18 protein-coding genes are annotated in these 19,621 nt (G+C 68.0%); 4 read left to right on the top strand and 14 right to left on the bottom strand.

Annotation, left to right across the window (positions count from 1 at the left end; genetic code table 11):
* Nucleotides 1-6: 6 nt before the first annotated feature.
* The 7 genes from AS031_RS05315 to AS031_RS05285 all read right to left on the bottom strand — a co-directional run bounded on the left by AS031_RS05315 (nt 7) and on the right by AS031_RS05285 (nt 10,721).
* Entirely contained in the window at nt 7-984 is a 978-nt protein-coding gene (locus tag AS031_RS05315) for an aldo/keto reductase (RefSeq protein WP_058267110.1), read from the bottom strand.
* An 8-nt stretch (nt 985-992) separates the two neighbouring features.
* On the bottom strand, nt 993-1,553 hold the full coding sequence (locus tag AS031_RS05310; RefSeq protein WP_058267109.1) for a hypothetical protein: 561 nt from the start codon (nt 1,551-1,553) through the stop codon (nt 993-995).
* Entirely contained in the window at nt 1,550-2,134 is a 585-nt protein-coding gene (locus tag AS031_RS05305; RefSeq protein ID WP_058267589.1) for a DUF402 domain-containing protein, read from the bottom strand. The genes AS031_RS05310 and AS031_RS05305 overlap by 4 nt, the downstream gene beginning before the upstream one ends.
* 65 nt (nt 2,135-2,199) lie before the next feature.
* On the bottom strand, nt 2,200-4,173 hold the full coding sequence (gene dxs, locus AS031_RS05300; protein ID WP_058267108.1) for a 1-deoxy-D-xylulose-5-phosphate synthase: 1,974 nt from the start codon (nt 4,171-4,173) through the stop codon (nt 2,200-2,202).
* Between the two features lie 171 nt (nt 4,174-4,344).
* A complete protein-coding gene (locus tag AS031_RS05295) occupies nt 4,345-7,170 on the bottom strand; it encodes an aconitate hydratase (RefSeq protein WP_058267107.1) in 2,826 nt (941 codons plus the stop codon).
* Nucleotides 7,171-7,350: 180 nt separating this feature from the next.
* Nucleotides 7,351-8,748, bottom strand: coding sequence for a class I SAM-dependent RNA methyltransferase (locus AS031_RS05290; RefSeq protein ID WP_058267106.1), 1,398 nt, complete (start codon nt 8,746-8,748; stop codon nt 7,351-7,353).
* Nucleotides 8,745-10,721, bottom strand: a complete 1,977-nt coding sequence (locus AS031_RS05285; protein WP_228379568.1) for an APC family permease — start codon at nt 10,719-10,721, stop codon at nt 8,745-8,747. Before AS031_RS05285 ends, AS031_RS05290 begins: the two co-directional genes overlap by 4 nt.
* 119 nt (nt 10,722-10,840) lie before the next feature.
* Here AS031_RS05285 and AS031_RS05280 point away from each other — a divergent pair, with 119 nt between their 5' ends.
* Together AS031_RS05280 and AS031_RS05275 are read left to right on the top strand one after the other, a co-directional pair.
* Nucleotides 10,841-11,515 carry a potassium channel family protein gene (locus AS031_RS05280; RefSeq protein WP_058267104.1) on the top strand — a complete coding sequence of 225 codons (675 nt, stop codon included), beginning with the start codon at nt 10,841-10,843 and terminating at the stop codon, nt 11,513-11,515.
* Nucleotides 11,512-12,345 (top strand): potassium channel family protein, encoded by an 834-nt coding sequence (locus AS031_RS05275; protein ID WP_058267103.1) that lies wholly within the window; start codon nt 11,512-11,514, stop codon nt 12,343-12,345. Before AS031_RS05280 ends, AS031_RS05275 begins: the two co-directional genes overlap by 4 nt.
* On the opposite strand, the gene AS031_RS05270 is transcribed toward AS031_RS05275, so the two are convergent.
* From AS031_RS05270 to dut, 4 genes are all read right to left on the bottom strand, one after another.
* On the bottom strand, nt 12,342-13,127 hold the full coding sequence (locus tag AS031_RS05270; protein ID WP_058267102.1) for a DUF3159 domain-containing protein: 786 nt from the start codon (nt 13,125-13,127) through the stop codon (nt 12,342-12,344). The genes AS031_RS05275 and AS031_RS05270 overlap by 4 nt on opposite strands.
* A complete protein-coding gene (locus AS031_RS05265) occupies nt 13,124-13,492 on the bottom strand; it encodes a single stranded DNA-binding domain-containing protein (RefSeq protein WP_058267101.1) in 369 nt (122 codons plus the stop codon). The genes AS031_RS05270 and AS031_RS05265 overlap by 4 nt, the downstream gene beginning before the upstream one ends.
* The gene (locus AS031_RS05260) at nt 13,485-14,195 is read right to left on the bottom strand and encodes a DUF3710 domain-containing protein (protein ID WP_058267100.1); all 711 of its coding nucleotides are present in this window, start codon (nt 14,193-14,195) and stop codon (nt 13,485-13,487) included. Before AS031_RS05260 ends, AS031_RS05265 begins: the two co-directional genes overlap by 8 nt.
* Nucleotides 14,196-14,294: 99 nt before the next feature.
* Entirely contained in the window at nt 14,295-14,816 is a 522-nt protein-coding gene (gene dut / locus AS031_RS05255; RefSeq protein WP_058267588.1) for a dUTP diphosphatase, read from the bottom strand.
* Between the two features lie 125 nt (nt 14,817-14,941).
* Here dut and AS031_RS05250 point away from each other — a divergent pair, with 125 nt between their 5' ends.
* Both AS031_RS05250 and sepH read left to right on the top strand, forming a co-directional pair.
* Nucleotides 14,942-15,427, top strand: coding sequence for a DUF3093 domain-containing protein (locus AS031_RS05250; RefSeq protein WP_058267099.1), 486 nt, complete (start codon nt 14,942-14,944; stop codon nt 15,425-15,427).
* 98 nt (nt 15,428-15,525) lie between these two features.
* Nucleotides 15,526-16,866, top strand: a complete 1,341-nt coding sequence (gene sepH, locus AS031_RS05245) for a septation protein SepH (RefSeq protein ID WP_058267098.1) — start codon at nt 15,526-15,528, stop codon at nt 16,864-16,866.
* Nucleotides 16,867-16,902: 36 nt separating this feature from the next.
* Here sepH and AS031_RS05240 read toward each other — a convergent pair whose 3' ends face one another.
* Genes AS031_RS05240 through AS031_RS05230 form a run of 3 tightly spaced genes read right to left on the bottom strand, consistent with a single transcriptional unit; the run spans nt 16,903 to nt 19,614 of the window.
* A complete protein-coding gene (locus AS031_RS05240) occupies nt 16,903-17,628 on the bottom strand; it encodes a thymidine kinase (RefSeq protein WP_058267097.1) in 726 nt (241 codons plus the stop codon).
* Complete coding sequence (locus tag AS031_RS05235) at nt 17,621-18,871, bottom strand: alkaline phosphatase family protein (protein WP_058267096.1); 1,251 nt, start codon at nt 18,869-18,871, stop codon at nt 17,621-17,623. Before AS031_RS05235 ends, AS031_RS05240 begins: the two co-directional genes overlap by 8 nt.
* Complete coding sequence (locus AS031_RS05230) at nt 18,871-19,614, bottom strand: DUF5998 family protein (RefSeq protein WP_058267095.1); 744 nt, start codon at nt 19,612-19,614, stop codon at nt 18,871-18,873. The genes AS031_RS05235 and AS031_RS05230 overlap by 1 nt, the downstream gene beginning before the upstream one ends.
* Nucleotides 19,615-19,621: the final 7 nt, after the last annotated feature.

Below are 19,621 nucleotides of genomic sequence, written 5' to 3'. Positions count from 1 at the left end.
GACGGGCTAGAAGAGGGCCACCTTGGGGACTGCCGGGAAAATGTCGTCCAGCCCGGCGAGGTCCTCGGGAGTTGGTTGCCAGTCCGCGGCCGCCGCGTTCTGGCGGATCTGTTCCGGCTTCGTGGCCCCGGCGATGACGCTGGCCACGGACGGCTGCGCGGCGAGCCAGGAGAAGGCCACCTCAACCTCTGTCAGCCCGCGGTCCTTGGCGAACTGGCTGAACCTGCCCAGCTGGTCCCAATCGGCGTCGTGGACCATGTTGGTGCGGGTGTGGCTGAGCCGCGATCCGTCGGGGGCGTGGCCCGGGGCGTACTTGCCGGTGAGCAGGCCGTTCGCCAGCGGGAAGTAGGGCAGGACGCCCAGGCCGAATTCCTCGGCTGCGGGGGTGACTTCCAGTTCCGCCCGTCGGTCCAGGAGGTTGTAGTGGTTCTGGCTGGAGATGAAGCGTGCAGTCCCGAGTTCACGGGCCACGTATTCCGCCTGGGCGATCTGCCACCCGGCACGGTTGGAGTGGCCGATGTAGCGGACCTTGCCGCTGCGGACCAGGTCGTCCAGGGCGGAGAGCGTTTCGTCGATGGGGGTCAGCGGGTCCGGGGTGTGGAACTGGTAGAGGTCGATCCAGTCGGTGCCGAGCCGCCGGAGCGACGCTTCGACCGACTGGATGATGTACCGCCGCGAACCCCTGGCTGCAAAATCCACGCCGTTGGCGCCTTTGGCGTCCATGCCGAACTTGGTGGCAACGATGGCATCGGCTCGCCGGTCCCCCAGTGCCTTGCCGAGCATGGTTTCACTGAGCCCGGGCTCCCTGCCGTAGTTGTCCGCCACGTCGAAGAGGGTGATGCCGGCATCGAGGGCCGCGGACACCACGGCGTTGGTGCCCTCCTGCGACTCGGTGATGGTGTTGGCGCGGCCGAGGTTGTTGCACCCGAGGCCCACCGTGGAGACGGTCAGGCCTGATTTTCCTATGCGGCGGTAGGTGGTCACACGGGCTCCTAGAGGCTAAAACTGTTGGCGGGTTTGGCGGAATGCTTCAGTTTGAAGGTGTCCGGTTCCGTGTAGGGGGCGGCACCGATGCTGAGCTTGGTGAAGTCCAGGTCCTCGCCGCGGGCACACACCTTGATGGCGCTGACGGCCTTGTTCACGTCCGGGCAGAGGCAGAAGATGTTCAGTTTGAAGTCGGTGAACTCGGTCCGGTCAACCACTCCGAGTCCGCGCCAGGCGAGGTGGCTGATCAGGGCGTCGGAAGCCTTGTCGGCCAGGTGCCGGTCCCTGGCGGTGCCCTCCCGCGTTTTCAGGGCGAACTGGACCACCACCCAGTACTGCTCCTCGTCCGGTATGACGGCGTATCCGTCCTCCGCGCACTGCGCCGCGAAGGCGTCGAGCAGGCCTTCGGCGGCGGCGGCGTCGGAAACGTCTGTTTCCTGGGTCTTGCTTTGGTGCCCCACGGCGCCGTAGTTCACCACGAACTGGCTGTCTTCCTCGTCGAACCAGGCCTCGCGGAACTCGAGCGAGCCTTCGTCGTCGCGCTTATAGACCCTGATGATGTCGCTCATGTACGTCCTTTGGTGAACCAGTCGACGTCGGTGCCGTCGAATGGTGCCTGCTGTGCCGTGACGGCCTGGAAAAGTTCGGCGGCGGAGGCCTCAAGGGATTCCGCCAATGCTGCCGGGTAGTCCATGGCGACGCGGTGTTCGGCGAACTCGTCCTCGTCATCGATGAACACGCCCCTGCCCGAGGTGCGCACCACGTCCAGGTCCATGTCGATGACATGGAATTCGGTGACATGGGGTCTGATGGGGTTCCATTCGTGGGCCACGGCCAGGTCAATGTAGATCCGGACGCCGCCCGGGTGGGCGTCGTCGTAGAACGTGGCAACCCAGTCGCCGTTGCGGGGCACCAGGAGCACGGCGTCGGACCTGGTGTAGAACGCGGCACCGGGCCGGGAGCAGAACTCGTTGGTCCCTTGGAAAATCCACCAGCCATGGGCATCCTCGCCGAGGTACCTGCCGGGCACCACCCAGTGCGCCTTGCCGTTCCATTTGCGGTTGCGCGCCACCACGAGGTTGCCCGGTTCCAGGCCCTCGGGGGTCCGGGCAGCGGCCGGGTGGCTGTTCCCAGGCCGGCCGCCGAGCATTCCCGGGTAGGCGGGCATGCCCGGGTACCCGGGCGCGCCGGGCCGGTCCTGGCCGTCCTCTCCCCTCACAGGATCGGCAGGCTGCCGGTGGTGGGGTGCTGCTGCCCCGGCAACGGACGGGCAAACGGGACCTTCGTGCCCAGAACCTGCGCGACGACGTCGTGCGTGACCTGCTGGGCGGTGAGTCCCACGCGCTCCAGGACTTCGGCACGGGTGCCGTGGTCAAGGAACTCGACCGGCAGGCCCACCTCGTTCAGGGCGGTGTCCACTCCTGCGGCCCGCATCTCCTGCCGGATCCGTGAGCCCACGCCGCCGGCACGTACCCCGTCCTCGAGGCAGACCACCAGGCGGTGGTGGGAGGCGAGGGCAATGATGGACTGGCGGACCGGCAGCACCCAGCGCGGGTCCACCACGGTGGTGCTGATGCCCTGCGCGCCGAGCCGGTTGGCGACGTCCAGGGCGAGCTCGGACATGGCACCGACGCTGACGATCAGGACGTCGTTGTCGGTGGAGCCGGAGGGCCGGCGGGCCAGTACGTCCACCCCGTCGCTGAGCCGTTCCAGTGCCTCGATCTCGGCGCCGACGGAGCCCTTGGAGAAGCGCACCACGGTGGGAGCGTCGCTGATGGCCACGGCCTCGCGCAGTTCCTCCCTGAGCCGGGTGGCGTCACGGGGGGCCGCAAGGTGCAGGCCGGGGACAATCTGCACCATGGACATGTCCCACATGCCGTGGTGGCTGGCGCCGTCCGGGCCGGTGACGCCGGCGCGGTCCAGCACGATGGTGACGCCGGCCTTGTGCAGGGCAACGTCCATCAGCAGCTGGTCGAAGGCCCGGTTGAGGAAGGTGGCGTAGACGGCCACCACCGGGTGCAGGCCGCCGAAGGCCATGCCCGCGGCGGAGGTGAGGGCGTGCTGTTCGGCGATGCCGACGTCGATCACCCGGTCCGGGTGCTTGGCCGCGAACTTGTGCAGGCCCACCGGGATCAGCATGGCGCCGGTGATTCCCACGACGTCCTTGCGTTCATCGGCGATGGCGGCGATCTCGTCGGCGAAAACGGAGGTCCAGGACTTGGCACCGGCCGTGCCCGTGGGTTCTCCGGTTTCGGGGTCGATGATGCCGACGGCATGGAACTGGTCTGCTTCGTGGGCGCGGGCAGGGGCGTAGCCGTGGCCTTTTTCCGTCATGGCGTGCACGATCACCGGGCCGTTGTAGTTCCGGGCCGTGGCGAGGGCATGCTCCAGCGCCTGGAGGTTGTGCCCGTCCACGGGGCCGATGTATTTCATGCCGAGGTCCTCGAACATGCCCTGCGGGGCCCACCAGTCCTTGATGCCCTTCTTCATGGCATGCAGGCTCTTGTAGGTGAACTGGCCCACGGGGCCGCCGTTCTGGAGCTTCTTCTTCCACCAGTCGAGGGCCACTTCGTAGGCCGGCGCGGCGCGGAAGGAGTCAATGGTGGGACGCAGGGAGGCCAGGTAGTCGGCAAACCCTCCGACGGTGGGCGCGTAGGAGCGGCCGTTGTCGTTGACGACAATCACCACGCGGCGTTTCTTGTCCGCGGCGATGTTGTTGATGGCTTCCCAGGCCATGCCGCCAGTCAGGGCACCATCCCCGACGACGGCTACGACATGCCGGTCGCCTTCGCCCGTGAGCTGCCGGGCGCGGGAAATCCCGTCGGCCCAGGAAAGGGACGACGACGCGTGGGAGCTTTCGACGATGTCGTGTTCGGATTCCGCGCGGGACGGGTATCCGGACAGGCCGCCCTGCTGGCGGAGCGTGCTGAAGTCCTGCCGTCCGGTCAACAGTTTGTGGACGTAGGACTGGTGGCCGGTGTCGAAGACGATGCTGTCACGCGGGGAGTCGAAGATCCGGTGCACGGCCAGGGTGAGTTCCACGACGCCGAGGTTGGGTCCGAGGTGGCCGCCCGTTTGGGAGACGTTGGTGATCAGGAATTCCCTGATCTCCGAAGCGAGCTGTGCCAGCTGCTCTTCGGATAAGTCGTTCAGGTCCTGCGGATTCCGGATGCTGTCCAAAATACCCAATGACCCCTCCTTCGGGTGGTAGACGTGCCGTTTAACTCTAACGCCTGCCCGGAGGGCAGGTTGCGGGCCCGGCACCGGCACCGCCGAAAGACACATCGGCACGGCCGAAGCCCCGGCAGGTCGGTGACCGGCCGGGGCTTCGGGGATGGTGCTGCCTGCTGGCAGGCTCCGCTAGTTCGCGGAGATCTGGCGCAGGACGTACTGCAGGATGCCGCCGTTGCGGTAGTAGTCCGCTTCGCCCGGCGTATCGATGCGCAGGACGGCGTCGAAGGTCTTCGAGGAGCCGTCTTCCGCGGTGGCGGTGACCTTGAGGGTCTTGGGCGTGATGCCTTCGTTCAGGGCGGTGACACCTTCAACGGAGAACGTCTCGGTGCCGGACAGGCCCAGTGACGCGGCGGATTCGCCGGCCGGGAACTGCAGCGGCAGGACGCCCATGCCGATGAGGTTGGAGCGGTGGATGCGCTCGTAGCTCTCGGCGATGACGGCCTTGACGCCCAGCAGCGCGGTGCCCTTGGCAGCCCAGTCACGGGATGAACCGGAACCGTACTCCTTGCCTGCCAGGACCACCAGCGGGGTGCCGGCTGCCTGGTAGTTCTGGGCGGCGTCGTAGACGTAGGCCTGCGGGCCGTCTGCCTGCGTGAAGTCGCGGGTGAAGCCGCCCTCCACGCCGTCCAGGAGCTGGTTCTTGATGCGGATGTTCGCGAACGTGCCGCGGATCATCACTTCGTGGTTGCCGCGGCGGGAGCCGTAGGAGTTGAAGTCCTTGCGCTCCACGCCGTTGGCCAGCAGGTACTGGCCGGCGGGGGTGTCGGACTTGAACGAGCCGGCGGGCGAGATGTGGTCCGTGGTGACGGAGTCGCCGAGCTTCAGCAGGACGCGGGCGCCGGTGATGTCCTTGACGGGCTCCGGCTGGGCCTGCATGCCCTCGAAGTACGGGGGCTTCCGGACGTAGGTGGACTTCTCGTCCCAGGCGAACGTGTCGCCGGCCGGGGTGTCCAGTGCCTGCCAGCGCTCGTCGCCGTCGAAGACGCCGTCGTAGCCCTTGGCGAACATGTCCTTGTCGATCGAGGAGTCGATGACCTGCTGGACCTCGACCGGGTTGGGCCAGATGTCCTTCAGGAAGACGTCGTTGCCGGCCTCGTCCTTGCCCAGGGCGTCGGTTTCGAAGTCGAAGTCCATGGAACCGGCCAGGGCGTAGGCGATGACCAGCGGCGGGGAGGCCAGGTAGTTCATCTTGACGTCCGGGTTAATGCGGCCTTCGAAGTTCCGGTTGCCCGAGAGGACGGCGGAAACGGCGAGGTCGTTGGCCTGGATGGCATCCGAGATCTCAGCCTCCAGCGGGCCGGAGTTGCCGATGCAGGTGGCGCAGCCGTAGCCGACGATGTAGAAGCCGAGCTTCTCCAGGTACGGGGTGAGGCCGGACTTCTCGTAGTAGTCGGTGACCACCTTGGAGCCGGGGGCGACGGAGGTCTTGACCCACGGCTTGGCGGTGAGGCCCTTTTCGACGGCGTTGCGTGCCAGCACCGCGGCGGCAAGCATGACCGACGGGTTGGACGTGTTGGTGCAGGAGGTGATGGAGGCGATGGTGACTGCACCGTGGTCCAGCTCGAATTCGCGTCCGTCGGCCATCTTGACCGGCACCGGGCTGGAGATGCGTCCGGCACCGCCGTGCGCTGCCGAGTACTTCGGCGGTTCGCGGTCGGTGTCCGAGACGTGCGTTGCACCCGAGGTGAAGGACGGGGCGTCGGAGGCCGGGAAGGTCTCTTCGAGGGACTCGTCCAGGGTGCCGGCGTTGGCGTCGTGGGAGACGTAGTTCTTCAGGTCGTGGCGGAACTCGTCCTTGGCCTCGGTCAGCTCGATGCGGTCCTGCGGGCGCTTGGGGCCGGCGATGGACGGAACAACGGTGGACAGGTCCAGTTCCAGGTACTCGGAGAACTTGATGTCGCGGGACGGATCGTGCCAGAGGCCCTGTTCCTTGGAGTAGGCCTCCACCAGAGCAACGTTCTGCTCGGACCGGCCGGTGAGGCGCAGGTAGTCGAGGGTGACGTCGTCGATGGGGAACATGGCGGCGGTGGAGCCGAACTCGGGGCTCATGTTGCCGATGGTGGCGCGGTTGGCCAGCGGCACTGCTGCGACGCCTTCGCCGTAGAATTCGACGAACTTGCCCACCACGCCGTGCTTGCGGAGCATCTCGGTGATGGTCAGCACGACGTCGGTGGCGGTGGCGCCGGCGGGGATGCTGCCGCTGAGCTTGAAGCCGACGACGCGCGGGATGAGCATGGAGACGGGCTGGCCGAGCATCGCTGCCTCGGCCTCGATGCCGCCGACGCCCCAGCCGAGCACGCCCAGGCCGTTGACCATGGTGGTGTGGGAGTCGGTGCCGACGCAGGTGTCGGGGTAGGCGCGGAGGGCGCCGTCAACCTCGCGGGTCATGACGGTGCGGGCCAGGTATTCGATGTTGACCTGGTGCACGATGCCGGTTCCCGGCGGGACGACCTTGAAGTCGTCAAACGCGGTCTGGCCCCAGCGCAGGAACTGGTAACGCTCCCCGTTGCGCTGGTATTCGATCTCCATGTTGCGCTCCAGTGCGCCGGAGTTGCCGAAGGCGTCGATCTGGACCGAGTGGTCGATGACCATTTCGGCCGGTGCCAGCGGGTTGACCCGCTTGGGGTCGCCGCCCAGGTCCTTGACCGCCTCACGCATGGTGGCCAGGTCGACCACGCAGGGAACGCCGGTGAAGTCCTGCATGATCACGCGGGCGGGCGTGAACTGGATTTCTGTATCGGGCTCCGCATTGGGATCCCAGCCTGCCAGGGCGCGGACGTGATCGGCAGTGATGTTCGCGCCGTCCTCGGTCCTCAGCAGGTTTTCAAGCAATACCTTGAGGCTGAACGGAAGGTTTTCTGCACCTTCAACGGAGTTCAACCGGAAAATTTCATACTCGGTTCCGGCTACATTAAGTTTGCCTTTTGAACCGAAGCTGTCCACAGTGCTCATCGCAGGACTCCTCTCGCAACAGTTTCATCTTTGTCGCGCGGTTGACCGCCTGCTAGTTAGGTGGTCCTAATTAGCTCAGGACCCGAAAATGGCACACGGCCGGCCGTGAATACGGGGCGCGACGTGGGACTACTACGGCCATCGTAGTCGAAAACGCCCGGGGGCATCATGGACGCGGCGTCACCGGACGGGTGTCAGCAGGGCCACGGTCTCCAGGTGGTGGGTGTGCGGATAGATGTCGAAGGCACGCAGCCCGGCCAGGTCCCAGCCCGCCGCCCGGAAGTAGGACACATCACGGGCAAACGACGCCGGGTCGCAGGATACATAGGCAATGGCCCTCGGTCCCGAGTCCACGAGCTGGCGCACCACGGCCTTCCCGGCTCCCGCACGGGGCGGGTCGAGGACCAGGGCGTCGAAATTCCGCGGTTTTTGGCGGAGGACACGTTCCACCCGGCCCTGCACGATCTCCACCTGCGGTGCTGAGTGCAGGTTCTTGCGGGCGTCCCGGCTGGTGCCCGGAGCGCCTTCGACGGACAGCACCGAGCCGGTCTCCCCCACGGCGTCCGCGAGGACTGCCGTGAAAAGTCCCGCGCCCGCGTACAGGTCCGCCACCACCGCCCCGGGGTGCAGGAAGCCGCCGCCGTGCAGGAATTCTGTGACAGTTCCCACAAGTGTTCCGGGCGCGTCGCGGTGGATCTGCCAGAACCCGGCACCCGTGACGCGGTACTCGTGGCCGGCCGCTGACTCCTGTACCCAGGCCCGGCCGCGAAGCCTCGTCACCTCGCCCGTTGCGGGGTCGAAAGCTGCCACGGACGCGTCCTCGGGCAGCTGCACCGCAACAGCGGCCACCCGTTTGGGCCTGGTTCCTTCCGCTGGTGCGAGCAGCACCAGCGGCCGGGTCCCGTTGGCGGGAGCCGCGGCCTCAACCCGCTCGATGCCCTGCAGGTCGACGTTCCAGAGTTGAAGGGCGTTGACAGCGTCGGTGGCCAGCGGCATCTCCCGGACCGGAAGGATCTCCGTGGACCGGTGCGCGTGCATGCCAAGTCTCCCCGAGGACGTTACGGAGAAACTGGCGCGTGTCCGCCAGCCCAGGCCCGTCCCGCCGTGGGCCGCTTCCCCCACCGCTTCCACGGCGCCGGACCACGCCGGCGGAAGGCCGCCGGAACCGCCGAGCCGGCGCAGCTGTTCCTCCAGCACGTCGGCTTTGAGCTGCCGCTGCCGTTCCAGCCGGATATGGCCGAACTCGGCTCCGCCCACGGGCGGGTGCCCGTGGGCCCAGGCGCGGGTGGAGTCGGCGGCGTGCCAGAAGTGCGGCACCCGGTCCGGCGAGGCTTCGAGGACGTCGACGACGTCGGCCCGCCAGAACTTCGCTGCCTCGCCGGCGTCGGTCAGGCGGACGCGGACCTTCTCGCCGGGGATGCCGTGCCGGACGAAAATGACGCGCCCCTCATGGCGGGCCACGCAGTGGCCGCCGTGGGCGACGGGCCCGACGTCGACAACGAGTTCAGTGCCCTCGCGGGCTTCGGCGGTGCGGCCCGGAACGGCGGCGGCAACGGGTGCGGAGGCTTTGGAGTTCACTGGACGTCCTGGAGGTTCTTGGCTTCTTCGGAGGATTTGAGCTGCCAGGGCACGCTGGCCACCATGACTCCGGGTTCGAAGTGCAGCCTGGTCTTGATGCGCAGCGCGGTTTGGTTGTGCACCAGCTGTTCCCACCATTTGCCCACCACGTATTCGGGGATGTACACCACCACCAGGTCGCGGGGGGAGTCGAGGCGCATCTGTTTGATGTACTCCATGATGGGTGTCACGGTTTCGCGGTAGGGGCTGGCCAGCACTGTCAGCGGCACCGGGATGTCCAGTTTCTCCCAGTCGCTGACCGTGTGGGCCGTTTCCGCGGCGTCGATGTCCACGGTGATGGCGTCCAGCCGGGAGGGGCGTGATGCGCGGGCGTAGGCCAGTGCGCGAAGCACGGGCTTGCGCACGTGCGATACCAGCAGCACGGCGTGCACGCGCGTCGGAAGCGCCCTGGGGGACGAATCCTCGTCCACTGCCAGTTCCTTGGCCACGTTGTCGTAATGGGCCCGGATGCTCCACATGATCAGGAACAGCACGAACATGGCCAGCAGTGCGATCCAGGCGCCCTGCTCGAATTTGGTGATCAGCACGATCACCAGGACCAGGGCCGTCATGCCGAAGCCGATGGTGTTGATGGTGCGGGACTTCATCATCCTGCGGCGGACGGCTTTGTCCTTGGCAAGCTTCAGCTCACGGCCCCAGTGCCGGATCATGCCGAGCTGGCTGGCGGTGAAGGAGATGAAGACGCCCACGATATAGAGCTGGATGAGCTTGGTGACGTCGGCGTTGAACGAGATGATCAGCACCAGCGCGCCTGCTGCCAGGGCCAGGACGCCGTTGCTGAAGGCGAGGCGGTCGCCCCTGGTGCGGAGCTGGCGGGGCAGGTAGCCGTCCTGGGCGAGGATGGAACCGAGGACCGGGAAGCCGTTGAACGCGGTGTTGGAGGCGAACACCAGGATCACGCCGGTGGCCGCAACCACGATGTAGAACGGGATGGAACCGGGACCGAAGATCGTCTGGGCGATCTGGCTGATGGCCGGGTTCTGGATGTAGCCCTCCGGCAGCGGGTTCCCGTTGAGCAGGAACTCCGTGGCGGGGTCAAGGACGATGTGGACCTTGGTTGCCTGGGCCAGGTAGATGATGCCGGCAAGCATGGCGGCGCCGATGATGCCGAGCAGGAGCAGCGTGGTGGCGGCGTTCCTGCTCTTCGGCGGCCGGAAGTTGGGCACGCCGTTGCTGATGGCCTCCACGCCGGTAAGCGCCGCGGCTCCGGAGGAGAAGGCACGCAGCAGGAGGAAGGCGCCGGCAAGGCCCACGAGCCCCTCGTCGAAGCCGGGCGCGGGAACGATCGTGAAGTTGGCGGACGGCGCCTCGCCCAGCTGTCCGGTGGCCGCCTGGAAGATGCCCACCGCCGTCATGCCGAAGATCGAGGCCATGAAGATGTAGGTGGGCACGGCGAACACGCTGCCGGCTTCCTTGATGCCGCGCAGGTTGACGAGGGCGAGGATGATGACGCCGATGGTGGCGATGGTGGCCTGCTGGCCGTGCAGGGACGGGACCGCCGTCGTCAGGTACGCCGCCGCGGAGGACATCGATACCGCGACGGTGAGGACGTAGTCCACCAGCAGGGCCGAGGCGACCGTGAGCCCGGCGTACTTGCCCAGGTTTTCGCCGGCGATCTCGTAGTCGCCGCCGCCCGAAGGGTACGCGTGGACGTTCTGCCGGTACGAGGCCACCACCGTGAGCAGCACCACCATGACGGCCAGGCCCACCCATGGGGAAATGGCCACCGCGCTGACGCCCGCCAGGGCTAGGGTGAGCAGGATTTCGTCCGGCGCGTAGGCAACGGAGGACAGTGCATCAGACGCGAAGATCGGCAGCGCAATCTTCTTGGGAAGCAGGGTATGGGCCATCCGGTCATTCCGGAACGGCCTGCCCACCAGCACGCGTTTAACCGCGTTGAATATTGTCAGCACTCCACAAAGCTAGTCTGATTCGCGGATGATGTCATGACGGCTGCCAGGCGGCCTGAAGCCGGGGCGCTCCCGGTAGAGTTCTAGCTGCAGAAGCTGGACCTGGAAACGGAGGAGATACGGTGGCGCATTTCGTGATCATGGGATGTGGCCGGGTGGGGGCGACATTGGCGCACACACTCGAGGATGCCGGGCATTCGGTGGCCATCATCGACCAGGACGACCGCGCGTTCCGCAGGCTCCGGCAGGGATTCACGGGCCGGAAGGTCACCGGCGTGGGTTTCGACCGGGAAACGCTGAAGCAGGCCGGGGTGGCGGAAGCCTATGCCTTCGCCGCGGTGTCCAGCGGTGACAACTCCAATATCCTTGCCACCCGGGTGGCCAGGGAAACTTTCCACGTCCCGCATGTGGTGGCCAGGATCTACGACCCCGGCCGTGCGGAGATCTACCAGCGGCTGGGCATCCCCACGGTGGCCGCGGTGCGCTGGAGCGCGGACCAGGTCCTCCGCCGCATCCTTCCCGAGCAGCATCTCGCCGGTGACTACCGGGAGCCGTCCGGCCGCCTGGTCCTGGCGGAACTGGACCTGGACGCCGGCTGGGTGGGGCACCGCATCAGCAGCATCGAGAAGGCAGCCGCCGTGCGGGTGGCCTATCTGACCCGGTTCGGCGAGGGGCTGCTGCCGGACGCCGCAACCGCGTACCAGGACGGCGACACGGTCCATGCCATGCTGCAGGTTGACCGGACCGCCCAGGTGGCCCAGATCCTGGCCAAAGCCCCCGCAAAGGAGTTGCAGTGAAAGTCGTGATCGTTGGCGCCGGCAGCGTCGGATCGTCCATCGCCAGGGAGCTTCTGGCGCACAAGCATGAAATCCTGCTGATCGACCTCAAGCCTGAGGTCATCGGCCGCAGTGGGCTGCGCGGCGCGCACTGGCTGGTGGGCGACGCCTGCGAGCTGAGCACCCTGCAGGGCGCAAAGGTCGAGGAGGCCGACGTGGTGGTGTCCGCCACCGGCGACGACAAGGTCAATCTGGTGGTGTCCCTGCTGGCGAAGACGGAGTTCGGCGTGGGCCGCACGGTGGGCCGGGTGAACAATCCCAAGAACGACTGGATGTTCAACGACTCCTGGGGCGTTGACGTGGCTGTCAACACCCCGCAGCTGATGACGGCGCTGGTGGAAGAGGCCGTGGAGATCGGCGACCTGGTCCGGCTCCTGACCCTCCAGACGGGGGTGGCCTCGCTCGTGGAGTTCACCGTTCCGCATGATTCGCATGTGATCGGCAGTACCGTGGGCGATATCCGGTGGCCGGAGGATGCAACCCTGGTGGCCATCCTGCGCGACCACGCCCCCATCACGCCCAGCCGCGACGACGTCATTGACGGTGGGGACGAACTGTTCTTCGTGACCACCATCGCCGCGGAGGACGACCTCCGTGCGCTGCTCTCCCCCGACGCCGCGGACCCCGGGATGCATGGCGCCGGGCAGCACCCGGAGGGCGGGCACGCGGACGGCGGGCACGCGGACTGCGCCGGGGAGCCCGTCACCCAGGACGCCGCCCCGGTCTCCGGCAGCCGGGCATCCCGGCAGGCGGAACAGTCATCCCTGGAGGACGACGGATTCGACGGCTAGGGTTTCCCTTCCCCGGCAGCGGGGCGGGTCACCAGCCAGGCAATCCACACGCCAAGGATGTAGAGCGGTGCGCCCATGATCAGGCGGGTGGTGGCCAGGGCGGCCAGGCCGTCGGGGCCCATCAGGTACAGCGGGACCTGAACCAGCAGGCGCAGCGCGAGGACGCCGACGATGATCCACGTCCCGAGCTGGTAGGCGCGCACCCGGGACGGATCCTTGCGCCAGTCCAGCCCCTCGTTGCGGATAAAGCCGAAGAGCAGGCCCGCCACAGGCCACTTTGCGGCGATGGAGATCACCATGGCCAGGATGTAGGCGCCGTTGGTGAAGAATCCGGGCAGGTAGAAATCCTCGGCCTTGCCGGTGGTGTTGGCCAGCCAGGCGGAAATACCGACGCCGACCACGCCCGCCAGCGCCTGGGTCAGGGGCCGCCGCTGGACCAGCCGCACCACGGTGAACACCGCCGCAGCGGCCAGCGCCGCAACCAGGGACGGGGTGAGGTCCTGGGTCACGGTGAACGCGACGAGGAAGACCAGGCCGGGCAGGATGCTCTCGGCGATGCCCTGGACACCACCGGCGCTCTTCAGGACGTCCACCCGCCCGTCATGCGTTCGGTGCAGTCCGGCTTTCGCCGCGTATTCGGCGGCCATCCCGGCCATGGGCGACGCACCGTCGGCCTTGGCACCGGCGGCGGAAGTGTTCCCCGTGCCGCTACCGGTCCTGGCGCCCTGGCTGTCGTCGGGAAGGGCCTCGCCGGAAGACCTGTCGGGCTGGGGCACGGTCATGCGTCCTCCTGGTGGGACAGTATCTCGTAGCGCGGATTGAACATGGTGGGCATGCCCTCGCTGGTGGACAGCATCCCCTCGAGCCGGAGCTCGATTCCAGCTTCGATGCCCGGAACGCGCCGCCGGCCAAGCCACACCACGCGCAGCCGGTGGCGCTGGGAACCGGAACCGCCGGGGGCCGGGCGCAGTGCGCCGGAATCGGAAACGATGGCGCTGAAGGCCGCCGTGCGGTCCGCCGGAACGTACGTGACGGACTCTATGCGGCCCTGGCACAGGACGCGCCCTTTGGCGGGCAGCCGGTCCAGCGGGACTATGGACGGCCCGGCGTGAGGCGTTGGCGCTGCCCCGTCCACGGGATCAGCCAATCTGCGTGATCTCAGGACCCCGTTCGGGCTCCTGCAGGGATGGGGCGCCGGGAGGCGGCGTGGCCGTGGCGTCCTTGGGCAGGCGCAGCTGGAGGAGGTCGCGGGGCGGCATGGGGCTGTCACCCCGGACCACCACCACCTTGCGGAACAGGGTCTCCAGCGGTTCCGCGGCGTCGCGTTCCAGCGCCGCAGCGCCGCCCAGAACCCCGCGGAGGAACCAGCGGGGGCCGTCCACGCCGATGAAGCGCGCCACGCGGTATCCCTGGCTTCCGTCCGGAAGGCCGGCGGGCAGCTTGGCCACGAGTTCGGTGCCGAACGGGCCCTCAATCTCCTCCACCTGGCCGCCCTGGGCACCGACGGACTGTCCGATCTGTCCGCGGATTTCATCCCACAGCTCTTCAGTCTTGGGCGCGGCGAAAGCTTGCAGCTGGAGGCTCGAACCGTTGAGGTCAAGGGTCACGGCCACCACACGCTGGGTTGCTTCCTCCACCTCGAGGCGGAGCTGGAGCCCTTCGCTGGGGCTGACCAGCAGCGCACCGAGGTCCACGTATCCGTCGTGGCTGCTGACTTCGGACTCATCGAACGGTCCGTTGGCCCGGCGGCTGTCAGCCACCGCGTCCTCGGTGGCGGAGTCGTCGGCGGGCAGCTCATCCGGTTCGTCCGGCTGTTCCTTCTTTGCTTTCCTGCCGAACCCAAAGGCCATGACGCTGTTTCTCCTTTAATGTGAATGTTCCGGTCCGGTCCCATGGAGGTGCCGCCGTCGTGCTGGTGTGGTCCCCGCAAACAGTGCCGGAGGTGTCAGTCAGGCTCCCGGAAGGGAGAACCCGCCGGTGGAACCGAAGCCGCCCGTGCCGCGCACGGATTCGCTGAGTTCGGCGACGGGGACAAACTGCGCGTACTCGACGCGCTGGATGACCATCTGCGCAATTCTATCGCCGCGGCGCAGTTCGATGGCCTGGCTCACATCAGTGTTGAGGAGCGTGACCGAAATCTCGCCGCGGTAGCCGGCGTCAACGGTGCCCGGCGCGTTCACGATGGTCAGCCCATGCTTGGTGGCCAGCCCGGAGCGGGGGTGGATCAGTGCGACGAACCCCTCAGGCAGGGCGATGGCCACGCCCGTGGGGACCAACCGGCGCTCCCCCGGCTGCAGGACGACGTCCTCCCGGGCGCGCAGGTCCGCACCGGCGTCTCCGGGGTGGGCGTAGGAAGGCGCCTCAAGCTCCGGGTCGAGCATCTTCAGCTGGACCTGCAGGGTGGGCGTGGAAGCGGGGAGCTCCGGCGCATCGTCAAGGACAGTGTTTGCCGTGGCGGGAAGATCAGTCACAGTCATTCACTCTAACCCGCGCTGCCATATCCCACCTAGGACGCCGCCTGGTCAGGAGGAGCCAATGGCCGGGACAGGGCGGCGGCCAAGATGAAATAGCCCGGCAAAGGTGGAAAGCTTGCCCTATGCCCGAAACAAGCTCTCCCGCCCCCATGCCCAGCCCGTCCGCCGGAGCCTCGGTCATCTACCGGGAGAAGCTGTGGCCGAACCTGTGGATCTGGATCATCGCGGCGGGCATTTCGGCGGCCGGCATCCTGGTGTTCGCGCCCATCAGCCTGGCGGCCGGCCTCACGGCCGCCGCCGTGCTGTTCATCATCATGGCCGTCCTGCTGGTGCTGTCCACCCCCACCATCCTGGTCACCGCGGAAACCCTGACCGTGGGACGGGCCACGATCGAGCGCCGGTACATCGGCAGCGTTGAGCAGTTCAGGGGCGGGGAGGCCACGGCGGAGCGGGGCACCCGGCTCAACGGGCTGGCTTACCTGTGCATCCGCGGCTGGATCGACCCCGTGGTCAGGATCGAAATCACCGACCCCGCCGACCAGACCCCCTACTGGCTGTCCTCCAGCCGGCACCCGGACCGGCTTACTGCAGCCCTGACCGGGCACTAACCACCGGAATATCGCGGCGCGCCCTGCCCCTTGGGCCATTTCCCGCCTGGCAGGTGGCAGAGTTTCGACTGATAGTAATGCCAGGGTGGAGGATTTGTATGCAGGATCTACGGCTTGTAGGCGTGCACGACGACGGGACTCACCTCCTGTTGAGCGGGGCCGGCGGCGAGATCTTCAGGCTGCCAATCGACGAGGCACTCCGGGCCGCGAGCCGGTCGGCTCCGAAGCCGCCGGTGGAACGCCCCGCCATTCCCTTGTCCCCGCGGGACATCCAGGCACGGATCCGGGCAGGCGCCACGGCGGCGGACGTTGCCGAAATGTCCGGGCTTCCCCTGGCCAAGGTCGAACGGTACGAAGGCCCGGTCCTGGCCGAACGGGAGTACGTTGCCCAACAGGCCCGCAAGGTGGAGGTCGCCACCCCCTCCCCCGGCCACGACGTGTACCGGTCCGCTTTCGGCGACAACCCCGCCACCCTGGACGACATGGTCTCCCACCGCCTGTCCGCCTACGGCATCGACCCCGCCACTGTTGTGTGGGACTCGTGGCGCCGGCAGGACGGCACCTGGACGGTCACAGCAAGTTTCGTGGCCAAGGCAGAAGGCACCTCCGGCATCGGCGAAGAGCCCCCGGCCACCTGGACGTTCAATCCCGTCCGGAAGTCCCTGCAGAACTCCAACCGCTGGGCGCAGCAGCTCAGCGAGCTCGAACCGCTTGACGGCCCGGTCCCGGCCCGCCGCCTGTCCGCGGTCTCCGACCGGCCGTTCGACTTCGAAACCGATGCCGACGCCGGACGTCCGGGTGCCCAGTCCGGTCCCGCCGGCGGGGGCAAGGATCCGGACGGGCTGCTGGACATGCTCCGTTCGCGCCGCGGCCAGCGGCTGGGTGTGGATGAGGACTCCGACGACGCGTTGGCGCTCCTGCTCACCCACGGCGTGCCGGCCGCCCACCCCCGCCCGTCCGAGGTGGTTCCCGAACCTGACGGCGCAGACGCCGGGCATGACGCACCGGACGGGGAAGCCGACGCACCGGCGGCGAAGGGAGACTCCTTCGTGCGGCGCCGGGATGCCAGGCCGTCCATGCTGTCCCGCCTCAGCCTGATCCCGCCCCACCGCGACGGTGAGGACGACGCCCTGAAACTGCACGACGGCGTCAGCACCGAAACCCGCGAAATCACCATCGTTGCCTCCCCCAGGACCAGCCAGCCCGGGCCGGAGGATGCTGAGCAGTCTCCGCCCGCCGGCAAACCGTCCGGCAGCGCCGGCCTCGACGAACTGCTTGGAGGCGGGCAGCCGCGCCAGGCAACCAGGAACGACGACGGCCCGGCCGCCGGAAAGGGCCCGTCGCAGGACGCTGAGGTACCCGAGCGCCAGCCCTCACGCCCCAAGCGGTCCAGCGTTCCGTCCTGGGACGAGATCGTTTTCGGCACCCGCAGCGAATAGCCTGAACGGCGTGGCCGGCCTGCCCGGCCGGGAGGGCTACGTGCCTGCGGCCGGCCCTCCGGAGCCGTGCCACAGGCAGGCGTCCACGTCGAAGGGCAGCAACTGGTCCTGTTCCGCCATGAGGTTCGCCCCATGGGCGGTGACCCGCCGCATGAAGTGCCGGCGGCACAGCGTCTCGTAGCCCACGACGGGTACATGCCCTGCGTCGCTGGCGGCGGTGCCGTCAGCTGCCATGTCCACGTCTCCGACCACCACCTGCGCACCCTCGGTGACCATGACGCCGTCGACCGTCCGGGCATTGTGGGTGGCACGGCGCCCGCACCAGCAAAGAGCTTCCACCTGCAGCACCTGCACCCTGTCGGCCAGCTCGATCAGCCGCTGCGAACCCGGGAAAAGCCGGGTCCGGAAGTCGGCGGTGATGCCGAACGCGAAGACGTCCACGTCGATCTCGTCCACCACCTTGGCCAGCTGCTCCACCTGCTCGGGGGTGTAGAACTGGGCTTCATCGCAGATCAGGTAATCCACGCGCTGCCCGTGGGTGCGGCGGCGCATCACTTCCTCCCAGAAGTCGGTGCCGTCCAGTACCTCCACGGCATCGGTTTCCAGGCCCAGGCGGCTGGAGATCCGGGACTCCCCGGCGCGGTCGTTGCGGCTGAACCGCACGCCGCCCCGCCCCCGGGCACGGTGGTTGTGGTCCATCTGCAGGGCCAGGGTGGACTTGCCGCAGTCCATGGTGCCGGAAAAGAAGACGAGTTCAGCCACGACGCTGTCCTTTTCCGCCGGCGGTGAAGCAGAGCAGCGGAACCTCCCGTTCGGCCTTGGTCAGTGAACCGTGCTGGCCCACCACTTCCATGGCGGTGGGGCGGCTGCGGCGGGTGTCGTAGAGGGCCAGGGAGTCGCGGGCCGCGATCATCACATCGCCGATCCGGCCTTCGACGGCGGGGCGGACGGTTCCGAACAGGCCGGCGGCTATGGCGTCCTCGCGGGTGAAGGCCCAGATCCGGTTGCCGAACCGCTTCCGCCATGCTGCCAGCAGGCGGTCCCGGCCGCGGACACCCGCAGCCCCGTCCAGGTAAAGGTGCACCATGCGCGGTTCACCGGCGGTGTGCCGCACACCGTCCACCAGGGCGGGGTCGGCCGAGTAGTCGAGGCGGTGCTGTTCCGGGACGTCGAGCATGCCGTGGTCCGCGGTGACAAGGATCGTCGTGCCGGCCGGAAGCGACGTGCTGAGCCGCTTGACCGTGGCATCGAGCTCCTCCAGCTGGTGTTCCCACTGCTCGGACTGGCAGCCGTAGCGGTGCCCGGCCTTGTCGAGTTCGTTGAGGTAGAAGTACATCAGCGAGGGGCCCTTGCCGGACATGGCCTCGGCAGCGGAGGCCGTCCGGGCGTGGGACGTGGTGCCCGCAATGAATCGGCCGCCGCGCAGCGCCGCCCGGGTCATGGGCGAGCCGGCGAACTGCGGCAGGCTGATGGTGGTGACGTCGGCGTGTTCGGCGGCGCGCTCCAGCACGGTGGGGTGGGGCTGCCATGCTTCAGGGTCCACGCCGGGATCCCAGTTGCCCAGCAGGTTGACCACCTTGTCCTGGCGCGGGTCCAGTACGTCGTAGCCGACCATGCCGTGTTCGCCGGGCGGCAGGCCGGTGCCCAGGCTGGACAGTGCGGCCGCCGTGGTGGAGGGGAACGCCGAGTCCAGCCAGACCGGGACGTCACCCTGCCCGGACTGCAGCACCGAGCGCAGGAAAGGGGTGTGGGCCGCCTTCTGCTTGAGCAGGTTCCTGCCCAGGCCGTCGGCCACCACGACGCAGACCCTGGTGGATTGCGGAAGCTTCAGGGTGTTGGTGAAGCCCCCGATGCCCATGCTGGCGGCGGCGCTGGTCAGCACCTCCGCCACGGAACGTTGCCCGTATGCGGGCGCGGGCGGAAGTCCGGGTGCGGCCGGAGCGCCGGAAACCGGGCCGGGTCCGGCGGGAGTGGAAGGGGAAACCTGCGGCTGTTCGTCCGGCATCAGCGCTGCTGGTGGCCGCGGCTCAGGCGCGCGCCGAAGACGCCGGCGCGGGGCCGGGGCGGCATGGACTGCGCGTGCGCCACCGGCGATGGGGATCCGGTGTTGACGGCGCGCAGGGCCCGGGCGAAGAGTTTGGCGTCCTGGACTGCCTGCAGCCCGTCGGCCTCGGCGCTGATGCGCAGGACGATGTCCTCCTGCGCGATGGTGCCGGTGTGGCCGTGGTCCGCCTCGCACTGGGGGTCGCCGCAGCTGGCCGGTCCCATGTCCAGGCGCTGGCCGCCGGACCATGCGATGGAGAGCGTCAGTTCGCGGACGGGGTCCGAGGGCTTGTAGTTCTGGGGCTGGGCGTACATGTAGCTCAGCACCACCGAACGGATCTGGGCCACAGGCACTGACTCGGTGGAGATCTGCGCCACGATCTGCTCACCGGCCTCGTCGAGCTGCTGGTCGTCCACGTGGGTGATCACCAGCATGTCCGACGTCAGCACCAGCACGGTGATGTGGCGGCGGACTTCGGCCCGGTCGAAGTGGGTTTCCAGGTGCACCAGGTGGGCCACGCAGTCGCGGCCGTCCAGGGCATCGTCCACCACGTCCGCCACGAGGCGGGGGTAGAAGCCGGCCTTCTGCAGGGCGCCGTCGAGGCTTTGGCCCTGGGAACTGTGGCTGTGTGAGCTGTGGTGCCGGACGGCCTGGTTTTCGTTGCCGGGCGTTTCGGGCGCCGAGGCGGGAGGCTGGGAGCTCATTCCCCCA

It is taken from the genome of Pseudarthrobacter enclensis (assembly GCF_001457025.1).
Taxonomy (GTDB): domain Bacteria; phylum Actinomycetota; class Actinomycetes; order Actinomycetales; family Micrococcaceae; genus Arthrobacter; species Arthrobacter enclensis.
Note: the sequence above shows the minus strand (reverse complement) of the source record. Positions and strands in the feature narration are given on the sequence as shown.